This is a genomic window from Cupriavidus sp. WS (assembly GCF_000395345.1).
GTDB lineage: Bacteria > Pseudomonadota > Gammaproteobacteria > Burkholderiales > Burkholderiaceae > Cupriavidus > Cupriavidus basilensis_B.
The window spans coordinates 1-13,236 of record NZ_AQPL01000024.1 but is presented as its reverse complement, the minus strand read 5'-3'; the positions used below and the strand labels follow the sequence as shown (position 1 = coordinate 13,236).

At 70.8% G+C, this 13,236-nt stretch carries 11 protein-coding genes; 6 read left to right on the top strand and 5 right to left on the bottom strand.

Going from position 1 to position 13,236, the window contains the following annotated elements; translation table 11 throughout:
• The first annotated feature begins 202 nt into the window (after positions 1-202).
• The 5 genes from hutU (at position 203) to hutG (ending at position 7,289) form a co-directional block, all read left to right on the top strand.
• On the top strand, positions 203-1,888 hold the full coding sequence (gene hutU / locus K206_RS0102445; protein WP_020200816.1) for a urocanate hydratase: 1,686 nt from the start codon (positions 203-205) through the stop codon (positions 1,886-1,888).
• 2 nt (positions 1,889-1,890) lie between these two features.
• Positions 1,891-3,429, top strand: coding sequence for a histidine ammonia-lyase (gene hutH / locus K206_RS0102440; protein WP_020200815.1), 1,539 nt, complete (start codon positions 1,891-1,893; stop codon positions 3,427-3,429).
• Positions 3,430-3,548: 119 nt separating this feature from the next.
• Positions 3,549-4,946, top strand: a complete 1,398-nt coding sequence (locus tag K206_RS0102435) for an amino acid permease (RefSeq protein ID WP_029043149.1) — start codon at positions 3,549-3,551, stop codon at positions 4,944-4,946.
• A gap of 76 nt (positions 4,947-5,022) precedes the next feature.
• Entirely contained in the window at positions 5,023-6,330 is a 1,308-nt protein-coding gene (locus K206_RS0102430) for an MFS transporter (protein ID WP_020200813.1), read from the top strand.
• Positions 6,327-7,289: a formimidoylglutamase gene (gene hutG, locus K206_RS0102425; protein WP_020200812.1), complete on the top strand. Its 963-nt coding sequence runs from the start codon at positions 6,327-6,329 to the stop codon at positions 7,287-7,289. Before K206_RS0102430 ends, hutG begins: the two co-directional genes overlap by 4 nt.
• Positions 7,290-7,358: 69 nt before the next feature.
• Here the strand turns inward: hutG and K206_RS0102420 are convergent, their stop codons facing one another.
• Positions 7,359-9,035 (bottom strand): L-lactate permease, encoded by a 1,677-nt coding sequence (locus K206_RS0102420; protein ID WP_029043147.1) that lies wholly within the window; start codon positions 9,033-9,035, stop codon positions 7,359-7,361.
• A 465-nt stretch (positions 9,036-9,500) separates the two neighbouring features.
• Here K206_RS0102420 and K206_RS0102415 point away from each other — a divergent pair, with 465 nt between their 5' ends.
• Positions 9,501-10,172 (top strand): LysE family translocator, encoded by a 672-nt coding sequence (locus tag K206_RS0102415; RefSeq protein ID WP_020200810.1) that lies wholly within the window; start codon positions 9,501-9,503, stop codon positions 10,170-10,172.
• A gap of 27 nt (positions 10,173-10,199) precedes the next feature.
• Here the strand turns inward: K206_RS0102415 and K206_RS0102410 are convergent, their stop codons facing one another.
• The 4 genes from K206_RS0102410 to K206_RS0102395 form a co-directional block, all read right to left on the bottom strand.
• The gene (locus tag K206_RS0102410) at positions 10,200-10,844 is read right to left on the bottom strand and encodes a glutathione S-transferase family protein (protein ID WP_029043146.1); all 645 of its coding nucleotides are present in this window, start codon (positions 10,842-10,844) and stop codon (positions 10,200-10,202) included.
• A 116-nt stretch (positions 10,845-10,960) separates the two neighbouring features.
• Positions 10,961-12,148 carry a PLP-dependent aminotransferase family protein gene (locus K206_RS0102405; protein WP_020200808.1) on the bottom strand — a complete coding sequence of 396 codons (1,188 nt, stop codon included), beginning with the start codon at positions 12,146-12,148 and terminating at the stop codon, positions 10,961-10,963.
• A 42-nt stretch (positions 12,149-12,190) separates the two neighbouring features.
• Positions 12,191-12,520, bottom strand: coding sequence for a DHCW motif cupin fold protein (locus K206_RS0102400; RefSeq protein WP_020200807.1), 330 nt, complete (start codon positions 12,518-12,520; stop codon positions 12,191-12,193).
• Positions 12,521-12,597: 77 nt separating this feature from the next.
• A complete protein-coding gene (locus K206_RS0102395) occupies positions 12,598-13,053 on the bottom strand; it encodes a RidA family protein (RefSeq protein WP_020200806.1) in 456 nt (151 codons plus the stop codon).
• Positions 13,054-13,236 lie beyond the last annotated feature (183 nt).

Sequence of the window (13,236 nt, the reverse complement as noted above, 5' to 3'; positions counted from 1 at the left end):
CCCGCGGTCTCCCGGGCGCCGCCCGCGCCGCTTTCCGTGCCGCTCCCCGCACATATCCGGCGCGCTTGCCCGCCGCCAGCCCGCCATATCCGGGAAATTACCAATACATCTATGCTTGTATATACAACACTATACACCCACGACATGGCCGCACGGTGAGCGTGCCGGCCGCATTCCAGCGTCAATCCCAAGGAGTTCCCCCGTGAGCGACAGCCTCCGTTTCCGCGATGTAGAGATCCGCGCCCCGCGCGGCAGCCAACTGAATGCCAGGAGCTGGCAGACCGAGGCGCCGCTGCGCATGTTGATGAACAACCTCGACCCGGAAGTGGCGGAGAACCCGAAGGAGCTGGTGGTGTACGGCGGCATCGGCCGCGCCGCGCGCAACTGGGACTGCTACGACCAGATCGTCGCCACGCTCAAGACGCTGGGCGACGACGAGACCCTGCTGGTGCAGTCGGGCAAGCCGGTCGGCGTGTTCAGGACCCACGCCAACGCCCCGCGCGTGCTGATCGCCAACTCCAACCTGGTGCCGCACTGGGCCACCTGGGAGCACTTCAACGAGCTCGATGCCAAGGGCCTCGCCATGTACGGCCAGATGACCGCCGGCTCGTGGATCTACATCGGCAGCCAGGGCATCGTGCAGGGCACCTACGAGACCTTCGTCGAGGCCGGGCGCCAGCACTACGGCGGCAGCCTCAAGGGCCGCTGGGTGCTGACCGCGGGCCTGGGCGGCATGGGCGGCGCGCAGCCGCTGGCCGCCACGCTGGCCGGCGCGTGCTCGCTCAACATCGAATGCCAGCAGGCCAGCATCGACTTCCGCCTGCGCACGCGCTACGTGGACGAGCAGGCCGCCGACCTCGACGACGCGCTGGCGCGCATCGCCCGCTACACGGCCGAGGGCAAGGCCATCTCCATCGCGCTGTGCGCCAACGCCGCCGAGGTGCTGCCCGAGCTGGCGCGCCGCGGCGTGCGCCCGGACATGGTCACCGACCAGACCAGCGCCCACGACCCGCTCAACGGCTACCTGCCGGCCGGCTGGACCTGGGGCCAGTACCGCGACCGCGCGCGCACCGACCCGGCCGGCACCGTCAAGGCCGCCAAGCAGTCGATGGCGCGCCACGTGCGGGCCATGCTGGACTTCCAGAAGATGGGCGTGCCCACCTTCGACTACGGCAACAACATCCGTCAGATGGCCAAGGAAGAGGGCGTGGCCAACGCCTTCGACTTCCCCGGCTTCGTGCCGGCCTACATCCGCCCGCTGTTCTGCCGCGGCGTGGGCCCGTTCCGCTGGGCCGCGCTGTCGGGCGACCCGCAGGACATCTACAAGACCGACGCCAAGGTCAAGGCGCTGATCCCCGACGACGCGCACCTGCACCGCTGGCTCGACATGGCGCGCGAGCGCATCAGCTTCCAGGGCCTGCCGGCGCGCATCTGCTGGGTCGGCCTCGGCCAGCGCGCCCGGCTCGGCCTGGCCTTCAACGAGATGGTGCGCAGCGGCGAGCTGTCGGCGCCGGTGGTGATCGGCCGCGACCACCTCGACTCCGGCTCGGTGGCCAGCCCCAACCGCGAGACCGAAAGCATGCGCGACGGCTCCGACGCGGTGTCCGACTGGCCGCTGCTCAACGCGCTGCTCAACACCGCCAGCGGCGCCACCTGGGTGTCGTTGCACCACGGCGGCGGCGTGGGCATGGGTTTCTCGCAGCATGCCGGCGTGGTGATCGTGTGCGACGGCACCGACGAGGCCGCCGCGCGCATCGCGCGCGTGCTGCACAACGACCCGGCCACCGGCGTGATGCGCCATGCCGACGCGGGCTACGAGATCGCCATCGCGTGCGCGCGCGAGCAGGGCCTGAACCTGCCGATGATCACCGGCGGCAAGGAGGCCTGAGCATGAGCGCAACCGACCTGACCCTCAAGCCCGGCCAGTTGAGCCTGGCCCAGTTGCGCGCCGCCTACCGGCAGCCGCTGCGCCTGCGCCTCGACGACAGCGCGGGCGCCGCCATCGACGCCAGCGTGGCCTGCGTCGAGTCCATCGTCGCGCAGGGCCGCACCGCCTACGGCATCAACACCGGCTTCGGCCTGCTGGCGCAGACCCGCATCGCCAGCGAAGACCTGGAGAACCTGCAGCGCTCGCTGGTGCTGTCGCACGCCGCTGGCGTGGGCGAGCCGCTCGACGACGCGATGGTGCGCCTGATCATGCTGCTCAAGGTCAACAGCCTGGCGCGCGGCTTCTCCGGCATCCGCCGCGAGGTGATCGAGGCGCTGGTCGCGCTGGTCAACGCCGAGGTCTATCCGCACATCCCGCTCAAGGGCTCGGTCGGCGCCTCGGGCGACCTCGCGCCGCTCGCGCACATGTCGCTGGTGCTGCTTGGCGAGAGCCAGGCGCGCCACCGCGGCCAGTGGCTGCCGGCGCGCCAGGCGCTGGAAGTGGCCGGCCTGCGTCCGCTGACGCTGGCGGCCAAGGAAGGGCTGGCGCTGCTCAACGGCACGCAGGTCTCGACCGCCTACGCGCTGCGCGGCCTGTTCGAGGCCGAGGACCTGTTCGGCGCCGCGCTGGTGTGCGGCGGCCTGAGCGTGGAGGCCATGCTCGGCTCGCGCGCGCCGTTCGACGCGCGCGTGCATGCCGTGCGCGGCCAGCGCGGCCAGATCGACGCGGCCGCGGCCTACCGCGCGCTGCTCGGCGAGAGCAGCGCGCTGGCGCGCTCGCACGCGGACTGCGACAAGGTGCAGGACCCGTACTCGCTGCGATGCCAGCCGCAGGTGATGGGCGCCTGCCTGACGCAGTTGCGCCAGGCCGCCGAGGTGCTGGCGGCGGAAGCCAACGCGGTGTCCGACAACCCGCTGGTGTTCGCCGCCGAAGGCGACGTCATCTCGGGCGGCAACTTCCACGCCGAGCCGGTGGCGATGGCGGCCGACAACATCGCCCTGGCCATCGCCGAGACCGGCTCGCTGTCCGAGCGCCGCATCTCGCTGATGATGGACCGCCACATGTCGCAGCTGCCGCCGTTCCTGGTGGCCAACGGCGGCGTCAACTCCGGCTTCATGATCGCGCAGGTCACCGCCGCCGCGCTGGCCAGCGACAACAAGGCGCTCGCGCATCCGCACAGCGTCGACAGCCTGCCGACCTCGGCCAACCAGGAAGACCACGTGTCGATGGCGCCCAACGCCGGCAAGCGGCTGTGGGCGATGGCCGAGAACGTGCGCGGCATCCTCGCGGTGGAATGGCTGGGCGCGTGCCAGGGCCTGGACTTCCGCGAAGGGCTCAAGAGCTCGCCGCCGCTGGAGCAGGCGCGCGCGCTGCTGCGCGCCGAGGTGCCGTACTACGAGAAGGACCGCTTCTTCGCGCCCGACATCGAGGCGGCCAGCCGCCTGCTGGCCGCGGGCGGGTTGAACGCGCTGCTGCCGGCGGGGCTGCTGCCCAGCCTGTGACGCCGCGCGCGTCAGGGCGCGCCATGCCATGACGCCCGGGGCGGCGCGCGCGGATGCCCGCGTGCGCCGCCCGCAAACGGGCGCGACAGAACAATGACCCGGAGACAGAACAGATGCAGATGCAACAGCAGCCGCAAGGCCTGCAGCGCAGCCTGGGCGCGCGCCACATCCGCTTCATGGCGCTCGGTTCGGCGATCGGCACCGGACTTTTCTACGGCTCGGCCTCGGCCATCCAGGCGGCCGGTCCGGCCGTGCTGCTGGCCTACCTGATCGGCGGCGCCGCGGTCTACATGGTGATGCGCGCGCTCGGCGAGATGGCAGTGCGCAACCCGGTGTCCGGCTCGTTCGGCCAGTACGCCAACACGGCGCTGGGGCCGCTGGCGGGCTTCCTGCTCGGCTGGACCTACACCTTCGAGATGGTCATCGTCTGCCTGGCCGACGTGACCGCGTTCGGCATCTACATGGGGTTCTGGTTCCCGGACGTGCCGCGCTGGATCTGGGTGCTCGGCATCGTGTTCCTGATCGGCGGCCTCAACCTGCTCAGCGTCAAGGTCTTCGGCGAGCTGGAGTTCTGGCTGTCGCTGCTCAAGGTCGGCGCCATCGTCGCCATGATCGGCGGCGGCGTGGCCATCATGCTGTTCGGCCTCGGCATGGCCGGTGGCGGCGGCGCCACCGGCATCCATAACCTGTGGGCGCACGGCGGCTTCATGCCCAACGGCGTGGCTGGCGTGATCGCTTCGTTCGCGGTGGTGATGTTCGCCTTCGGCGGCATCGAGATCATCGGCATCACCGCCGGCGAGGCGCGCGACCCCGAGCGTGTGATTCCGCGCGCGATCAACGCGGTGCCGCTGCGCATCCTGCTGTTCTACGTGCTCACGCTGGGCGTGCTGATGTCGCTCTACCCGTGGCACCGCGTCGGCAGCGAGGGCAGCCCCTTCGTGCAGATCTTCAGCCGCCTGGGCATCGGCTCGGCCGCGGCGGTGCTCAACGTGGTGGTGATCTCGGCGGCGGTGTCGGCCATCAACAGCGACATCTTCGGCGCCGGCCGCATGCTGTACGGCATGGCCGTGCTGCGCCACGCGCCGCGCGCGTTCGCCCGCGTCTCGCGCAACGGCGTGCCGTGGATGACGGTGGTGGTGATGGCGCTGGCGCTGCTGGCCGGCGTGGTGCTGAACTACGTGATGCCCGAGGACGTGTTCGTGCTGATCGCCTCCATCGCCACCTTCGCCACGGTCTGGGTGTGGCTGATGATCCTGCTGTCGCAGTTCGTCATGCGCCGGCGCATGAGCCGCGCCGAGGCGGCCGCGCTCAAGTTCCCGGTGCCGTTCTGGCCGCTGGCGCCGCTCGCGGCGATCGGCTTCATGCTGTTCGTCTTCGGCGTGCTCGGCTGGTTTCCGCAGACCCGCGCCGCGCTCGCGGTGGGCGCGGTCTGGCTCGCGCTGCTGGTGGCGGCGTGGTGGCTGTGGGTGCGGCCGCGCCGCGATCCGCACGGCGAGCCCGCGCTGGCGCCGGACTGACCTCGCGCCATCTCCCCGACGCCCCCCGGCGCCTCGCCGCGCGGGCGCCATGATTACATCGTTCCAGGCAGACATCATGCTCATCGACAACACCGCCCCCGGCGCCGCGGCCCTGCAAGGCGCCGCGCCCGCGCCGCTGTCCCGCTTCAAGGCCATCGCCGCCATCACCATCGGCAACGGCCTGGAGTTCTACGACTTCGTGGTCTACAGCTTCTTCGCCACGCTGATCGGCCGCCTGTATTTCCCGGTGGCCGACGCCACCGGCCAGTTGCTGCTGTCCTTCGCCACCTTCGGCGTGGGTTTCCTGATGCGCCCGCTCGGCGGCCTGCTGATCGGCATGTACGCCGACCGCGCGGGCCGCAAGCCGGCGGTGGCGCTGACGCTGTGGCTGATGGGCCTGAGCGCGGTGATCTTCGTGGTCACGCCGACCTACGCCCAGATCGGCATCGCCGCGCCGGTGCTGATCCTGCTCGCGCGGCTGGTGCAGGGCTTCGCCATCGGCGGCGAGATGGGCGCGTCCACCGCGCTGCTGCTGGAGTACGCCGACGACCGCTCGCGCGGCTTCTACACGAGCTGGCAGCCGTTCAGCCAGGGGCTGGCGGCGCTGCTCGGCGCGCTGGTCGGGCTGCTGCTCAGCAACGTGCTCGCGCCCGCGGAGCTGGAGGCGTGGGGCTGGCGCGTGGCCTTCGCCATCGGCATCCTGGTGATCCCGGTGGGGCTGGTGATCCGCCGCCGCCTGGAGGAGACCGCGCCCGCGGCCCATGCGTCGGAGCACGCCTCGTCCATGCAGCTGCTGCGCGAGCACGGCCGCGCGCTGGCGGCCAGCGTGCTGCTGATGATCGGCGTGGCCTCGTCGACCTACATCGTGGTCTACTACCTCAGCAACTACGCGGTGTCGCAATTGCACATGCCGCTGTCGCTGGGCATCTGGGCGGCCTGCGTGGCGGCCGGCGTGCAGGTGGTGCTGTCGCCGTTCGCGGGCCGCCTGGCCGACCGCTTCGGCCGCCGCCCGGTGGTGCTGTGGTCGCGCGTGGCGCTGCTGGCGATGATCTATCCCGCCTTCGTGCTGATCAACGCCGAGCCGGGCCTGGCGCGCCTGCTGGTGGTGGTGGGCTGCCTGTCGGTGCCGATGTCGCTGACCTCGCCGGCCTCGATGGTGCTGGTCAGCGAGGTGCTGCCGCAGCGCCTGCGCGCCACCGGGCTGTCGATCGCGTACTGCGTCGCCATCGCCATCTTCGGCGGCTTCGCGCAGTTCTTCTCGACCGAGCTGATCCACCTCACCGCCAACCCGAACGCGCCGGCCTTCTACGTGATCGGCTGCGGGCTGGTCTCGCTGGCCGGGCTGGCGATGGTGCCGGAAACGCTGGGCCGCCGTCTGTCATGAGCGAGCCGGTGATGCTGCCTGCCGCGCAGGAAAGCGCGCACCCCGTCTGGCGCGGCCGCACCGACGGCAACGAGCGCGGCGACACGCGGCGGCTGTTCGACGTGGTGCGCACGGGCACCGCGCGCGTGCCGGGCGCGCCGGTGCTGCTGGGCTTCTGCTGCGACGCCGGCGTGCTGCGCAACCAGGGCCGCGCCGGCGCCGCGGGCGGCCCGCACGAGATCCGCCGCGCGCTGGCCGGCGCGCCGGCGCACGGCCTCGAAGCCTTCCACGATGGCGGCGACGTCATCTGCGCCGACGGCGACCTCGAAGCCGCGCAGCAGGCGCTGGCCCGCGCCGTGGCCGCGGAACTGGCGCGCGGCGCCTTCACGCTGGTGCTCGGCGGCGGCCACGAGATCGCCTGGGGCACGTGGCAGGGCCTGCGCGCGCATCTCGACGCGCGCGGCGACAACGGCCGCGTGCTGGTGCTCAACCTCGATGCGCATTTCGACCTGCGCACGGCCCGCCCCGGCAGCTCCGGCACGCCGTTCGACCAGATCGCCGAAGCCTGCCGCGCGCGCGGCCAGCGCTTCGAATACAGTTGCCTGGGCGTGAGCCGGCTCGGCAATACCGCGGCGCTGTTCGCGCATGCCGACGCGCTCGGCGTGCATTACGTGGAAGACGTGCTGATGCAGGAGCGGCACCTCGACGCGCGGCTGGAAGCACTGCGCGCGCGCATCGACGCGGTGGATCACGTCTATCTGACGATCGACCTCGACGTGCTGCCCGCGGCGGTGATGCCGGCGGTATCGGCGCCCGCGGCCTATGGCGTGCCGCTGCCGGTGGTGGAGGCGGTGGTGGAACTGGTGCGCGCCAGCGGCAAGCTGCGCGTGGCCGACCTCGCCGAATTCAATCCGCTGTACGACCGCGATGGCTGCGGCGCGCGGGCGGCGGCGCGGCTGGCGTACCGGCTGCTGGCCTGATCGTTTGGATTTTCTTGTTTCCCTCTCCCGCGCGCGGGAGAGGGAAGGCCATCATCGGCGGCCGGTCCGTCAGCGGATCACCATCTGCGTGAACGGATGCACATACGCCTGCAGCGTGATGAACAGGCCGACCAGGATCGCCAGCGAGATCGAGTGGAAGAACACGTAGCGCAGGATCTCGCCCTCATGGCCGTACCACTTGGTGGCGGTGGACGCCACCACGATGGACTGCGCGTCGATCATCTTGCCCATCACGCCGCCCGAGCTGTTGGCCGAGGCCATCAGGATCGGCGACAGGCCCAACTGTTCCGCCGTGGTCTTCTGCAGGCCGCCGAACAGCACGTTGGAGGCGGTGTCGGAGCCGGTCAGCGCCACGCCCAGCCAGCCCAGCATGGTGCCGAACAGCGGGTAGAGCACGCCGGTGTGGGCGAAGGCCAGGCCCATCGTGGCGTCCAGGCCCGAGTAGCGGGTCAGGTAGCCGATGCCGAACATCGCGCAGATGGTCAGCAGCGAGTACTTCACCAGCTTGATGGTTTCCCAGTATTCCTTGATCAGGCGCGGCACCGAGTAGCCCATCAGCAGGCCGCCCAGCAGCGCCGAGGCCAGGATGCCGGTGCCGGCCATCGACAGCACGTTGAAGGCGAACACCGCGCCTTCGGCGGTGGGCTTGGGCACCACCGGCGGCACCTTGAGCACGGCCTTGTCGAGGCCGGGGATGGGGAAGCGCCACTGCCAGATGCCGTCCATCAGCTTCTTGAATTCCGGGATGCCCCAGACGAACACGAACACCGTCAGGATCACCCACGGCACCCATGCCTTGACCACCGAGATGCCGGCGGAGGCGGCGTTGGCGCGCGCTTCGGCGGCCACCGCTTCGGGGTCGTCGACCTTGGAGTCGTCGTGGCGGCCCAGGATGCGCGTGGAGGTCCAGGTCTCCTTCGGCTTCCAGACTTTCAGGAACAGCGTCAGCGAGCCCATCGACACCAGCGCGGCGATCACGTCCACCAGCCACGGGCCGTGGAAGTTCGACACCAGGAACTGCGGCACCGCGAACGACACGCCGGCCACCAGGATGGCGGGCCAGATCGCCAGCATGCCGCGGAAGCCGGCGAAGGCCCAGATCAGCCAGAACGGCACCAGCACCGAGAAGAACGGCAACTGGCGGCCGACCATCGCCGAGAGCTGCAGCAGGTCGAGGCCCGTGACCGAGGCCAGGCCGATCAGCGGCGCGCCCAGCGCGCCGTAGGCCACCGGCGCGGTATTGGCGATCAGCGCTAGGCCCGAGGCGGCCAGCGGCGAGAAGCCGAGGCCGATCAGGATGGCGCCGGTCACCGCCACCGGCGTGCCGAAGCCGGCCGCGCCCTCGAAGAACGCGCCGAAGCTGAACGCCACCAGCAGCAGTTGCAGGCGGCGGTCCTCGGTGATGCCGGAGATCGAGTTCTGCAGCACCCGGAACGAGCCGTTGAGCGTGGTCAGGCGGTGCAGGAAGATGATGTTGAGGACGATCCAGCCGATCGGGAACAGGCCCGAGACGATGCCCAGGCCGGCCGCCTTGCCGGCCATCGCGGCCGGCATGCCGAACACGGCGGAGGCGATGACCACGCCCACCACCAGCGCCAGCCCGGCGGCCAGGTGGGCCTGCAGGTGAAAGAACGCCAGTGCTGCCAGCAGCACGGCCACGGGTACCCCTGCGGCAAGCGTGGACAACGCCATGCTGCCTAGCGGGTCATAGATTTGACTCCACATGTCTGCATCCTCCTCGGGTTGGGCGGCAGGTTTTCTTTGCTTCGGCTCCGGCCTGCCATGTCTCAGCGGTTTATCGGCTGTTTTCTTTTCTCGGCTGCTTCTTCGTCCGTTCAGCGGCTTTTGCGGTGCTCGTGACGCTGGTCGCGCTGGCCGCGTTGGCCGCTTTTCCCGGTTTCCTGCCCCGGACCACGCGGGCCGCCTGTGGGACAAACTTCGGATTCTAAGGAGGGGTTCCCGCCGCGCCGCCCTAAATCGGATCATCACCCCCATGAACCGGATTCACGGATCAGGGTTTGCCTGGGGGCAGGCTGGGGCACGCCGCGCACCCCCGGGAGGTTACTCCAAACGTGCCGATCCGCAAATGCATGCCGGCGCGGGCCGGCGGTGGCAGAATGCGCTGATGTCCGCCAGTATCCGCCAGTGTCCGCCGCCGGCGGCGCCGCGCGATCCCGAAGGAGCCTTGCCATGCCGTTCGCCATGCCGCTTGCCATTTCCCACGCCATCCCGGGCGGCGCCCTGTTCGCCGCCTTCGTGCTGGCCAGCCTGGTGCTGGCGGTCACGCCCGGGCCCGCCGTGATCTACATCGTCACGCGCACGCTGTCGCAGGGCCGCCGCAGCGGGCTGGCCTCGGTGGCCGCCGTGGCGCTGGGCAATCTGGTCAACGCGCTGGCGGCGGCGCTGGGGCTGGCGGCGCTGTTCGCGGTGTCGGCGCTGGCGTTCGCGGTGGTCAAGTACGCCGGCGCGGCCTACCTGGTCTACCTCGGCGTGCGGGCCCTGCGCGCGCGCCCGGCGGCGGACGCCGGCGGGGCGGTGCCGGCGGCCAGCCTCGGCAAGGTGTTCCGCGACGGCATGGTGGTGGCCATGCTGAACCCGAAGACCACGCTGTTCTTCGCCGCCTTCCTGCCGCAGTTCATGGACGCGGCCGCGCCCGCGCTGCCGCAGAGCATGGTGCTGGGCGCCACGTTCGTGCTGGTCGCGTCCTTTACCGATTGCTGCTACGTGCTGGCCGCGGCGGCGCTGCTGCCGCTGCTGGGGCGCGCCCGCGGCGCCAGCGCGGCGGGCCGCTACGTCACGGGCGGGGCGCTGATCGGGCTGGGCGTGCTGGCGGCGGTGTCGGGCGGACACCGCGCCAGGTAGAAGACCGGGAAGATGGCGGCTGGCCGCTCAGGCCAGCGGCAGCACGAGGATGCCGGACGCGGCCGGGCGCGCGCGCATGGCGGCCACCCAGCGCTCCAGATGGGGGCGCGGCTGGCGCTGCGCCGGCATGCCCAGCCAGCGGTGGGCCGAGCAGGCCAGCGGGATGTCGGCCATCGTGAAGCGGTCGCCGCAGATGAATTCGCGGTCGGCCAGCGCTTCGTCGAGCCGGGCCGCGAGCGGCTCGGTGCGCGCTAGCGAATGCGCGATCAGGGCCTGGTCGCGCTCGCCTTCCGGCACCCGCACGAGCTGGCGGAAGGCATCCACCATCGCGGGGCTGAAGGTATTGGTCTGCCAGTCCATCCAGCGGTCGGCCAGCGCGCGCGCCTTGACGTTGCCGGGCCACAGGGTGTCTTCGCCGTCATGCGCGCACAGGTAGCGCACGATGGCGTTGGACTCCCACAGCACGAAGGGCTCGCCGCCCACGTCGGTGCCGCGGAAATCCTCGATCACCGGGATCTGGCGGTTGGGGTTGAGGCGCACGTAGGCCTCGGTGTCGAGGTCGCCCTCGCGGATGCCGATGTCGATGCGCTCGTGGTCCAGGTGCAGCTCGCGCGCGCACCAGACCACTTTCTGCACGTTGATCGATGAGAGTCGACCCCAGATACGCAGCACGAACACGTCTCCCTTGGCTGTGCCAGGCCCGTGCGAACGGGCGATGGCCGCTATCTTGCCATGAAGCCCGCCGCGCAGGTATCAGCCAGGAGGCCGAGCCGCGCGGCGTGTGGCGTTCAGGCTGCCCTGGCCTGCGGCGCCTGCTTGGCGATGGCCTCGCGGAACAGCGTGCCGAGGATGGCCACGCCCTGCTCGATGCGCTCCGGCGCCACCGTCACGAAGGCCAGGCGCAGCGCGTTGCGGCGCGGGTTGCTGGCGTAGAACGGCGCGCCCGGCACGTAGGCCACGTTGCGCTTGACCGCTTCCTGCAGGATCTCCATGCTGTCCAGCCCTTCGGGCAGCTCCATCCAGATGAACATGCCGCCTTCCGGCGCGTTCCAGCTCACGCCCTCGGGCATGTGGCGCGCGAGCGAGTCCAGCATGGCCTGGCATTGCGCGGCGTAGAGCGTGCGGATGGTGGGGATGTGCGAATCCAGCAGGCCGTCGCGCACCACCTCGAACGCCAGGCGCTGCGTGAAGCTCGGCGTGTGCAGGTCCGAGGCCTGCTTGGCCTGGCACAGCTTGAAGTGCAGGTCGGGCGGGGCGATCACGTAGCCCAGGCGCAGGCCGGGGGCCAGGATCTTGGAGAACGAGCCCATGTAGATCACGCCGTCCGGGTTCATCGACAGCAGGCTCGGCAGCTGGTCGCCGCGGTAGCTCAGCTCGCCGTAGGGATCGTCCTCGACCAGCAGCAGGCCCAGCTCGCGCGCGCGCGCCACCAGCGCCTGGCGGCGCTCCAGCGGCATGCGGCGGCCGGTCGGGTTCTGGAAGTTGGGCAGCGCGTACAGGAAGCGCGCGCCGGCGGTCAGCTCGGGCGTGAGCGCCTCGGGCAGCAGGCTCTTGTCGTCGCCGGGCACCGAGACGAACTCCGGCTCGAACAGCGAGAACGCCTGCAGCGCGCCGAGGTAGCTGGGCGTCTCCACCAGCACCGGGCTGCCCGGGTCGATCATCACCTTGGCGATCAGGTCCAGCGCCTGCTGCGAGCCGGTGGTGATCAGCACGCGCTCCACGCCCACGTTGTGGCGCCTGGCGACGAACTCGCGCAGCGGCATGTAGCCCTCGGTGGCGGCGTACTGCAGCGCGGCCTGCGGATTGTCGGCGAAGATCCGGGCTACCGCCTGCTCCATCGCCGCTACCGGGAACGTGGCCGGGGAGGGCAGGCCGCCGGCGAAGGAAATGACTTCCGGACGCTCGGTGACTTTCAGGATTTCGCGGATGGCCGAGCTGGTCAGAGCTTGTGCCCGGCGGGAGATGGCCCAGTTCATGATGGTCTCTTGGTATGGGTATGGGAGTCGGGCGCGCCCGACTCAGTCAACGATAAAAAGCCGCGCGCCGGTCGGCGTGGACGAACGGTGCGGCTCGGCCTGGTCGGCGACCTGGTAGCTCGTGCCCGCGCGGAGCACGAACTGCCGGCCGTCTTCCAGCTCGGTATGCAGCTCGCCGTCCAGCACGAACAGGATGTGACCCTTGGTGCACCAGTGGTCGGCGAGATAACCGGCAGAATACTCCACCATGCGCACTCGGATATCGCCGAACTGGCGGGTGCGCCAGAGGGCTTCGCCGGTCTCGCCCGGGTGGCGGGTCGGGGCGACGGCGGACCAGTCGGTGGTGCCGAACGGCAGGTTGTCGATGCGCATGGGAAAGGCGGGGTTCGTTTGTCTGTCGTGGCGGGCCGGCCGCGCGGGATGCCGCGCGCCGGCCCGGTGGCCGGGGCTTACTTGACCTCGACGATCAGTTCGATCTCGACGCAGGCGCCGAGCGGGATCTGCGCCACGCCGAAGGCGCTGCGGGCATGCTTGCCGGCGTCGCCGAACACTTCGACGAGGAACTCCGAGGCGCCGTTGGTCACCAGGTGCTGCTCGGTGAATTCCAGCGTGGAGTTGACCAGGCTCATCAGCTTGACGACGCGGGTGACGCGGTTCAGGTCGCCGAGGTGCGCATGCAGCGTGGCCAGCAGGTCGATGGCGATGGCGCGCGCGGCGGCCTTGCCGTCTTCGGTGGTGAGGTCCTTGCCGAGCTTGCCGGCCCACGGCTTGCCGTCCTTGCGCGCGATGTGGCCGGAAAGGAATACGGTGTTGCCGGTCTGGGCGGCCATCACGTAGGCGGCGGCGGGGGCGCCGGCGCCGGGCAGTTCGATGCCGAGGCGGGCAAGGGTGTCGTAGACGGACATAAGGTCTCCTGTCAGTGGGGTCGTCCCGGAGGGATGGGGTGGAGTTCTTCGGCGGCGGGCGCGGGCACGGGACCAGCGGGGGCGCTGCGCACGGCGGTACGGCGGCCCGCGGCAACCACGCCGATCACCGCCACCGCGAAGGCGAGGGTGGCGGCGTCGAGCGGCTCGGCCAGCATCAGGGCG

Excerpts from the sequence above, each read along its gene's own strand:
- hutG (WP_020200812.1), top strand. The coding sequence starts at position 6,327 with ATGAGCGAGCCGGTGATGCTGCCTGCCGCGCAGGAAAGCGCGCACCCC.
- hutH (WP_020200815.1), top strand. The coding sequence starts at position 1,891 with ATGAGCGCAACCGACCTGACCCTCAAGCCCGGCCAGTTGAGCCTGGCC.
- K206_RS0102415 (WP_020200810.1), top strand. The coding sequence starts at position 9,501 with ATGCCGTTCGCCATGCCGCTTGCCATTTCCCACGCCATCCCGGGCGGC.
- K206_RS0102420 (WP_029043147.1), bottom strand. The coding sequence starts at position 9,035 with ATGTGGAGTCAAATCTATGACCCGCTAGGCAGCATGGCGTTGTCCACG.
- K206_RS0102435 (WP_029043149.1), top strand. The coding sequence starts at position 3,549 with ATGCAACAGCAGCCGCAAGGCCTGCAGCGCAGCCTGGGCGCGCGCCAC.
- K206_RS0102405 (WP_020200808.1), bottom strand. The coding sequence starts at position 12,148 with ATGAACTGGGCCATCTCCCGCCGGGCACAAGCTCTGACCAGCTCGGCC.
- K206_RS0102395 (WP_020200806.1), bottom strand. The coding sequence starts at position 13,053 with ATGTCCGTCTACGACACCCTTGCCCGCCTCGGCATCGAACTGCCCGGC.
- K206_RS0102400 (WP_020200807.1), bottom strand. The coding sequence starts at position 12,520 with ATGCGCATCGACAACCTGCCGTTCGGCACCACCGACTGGTCCGCCGTC.
- K206_RS0102430 (WP_020200813.1), top strand. The coding sequence starts at position 5,023 with ATGCTCATCGACAACACCGCCCCCGGCGCCGCGGCCCTGCAAGGCGCC.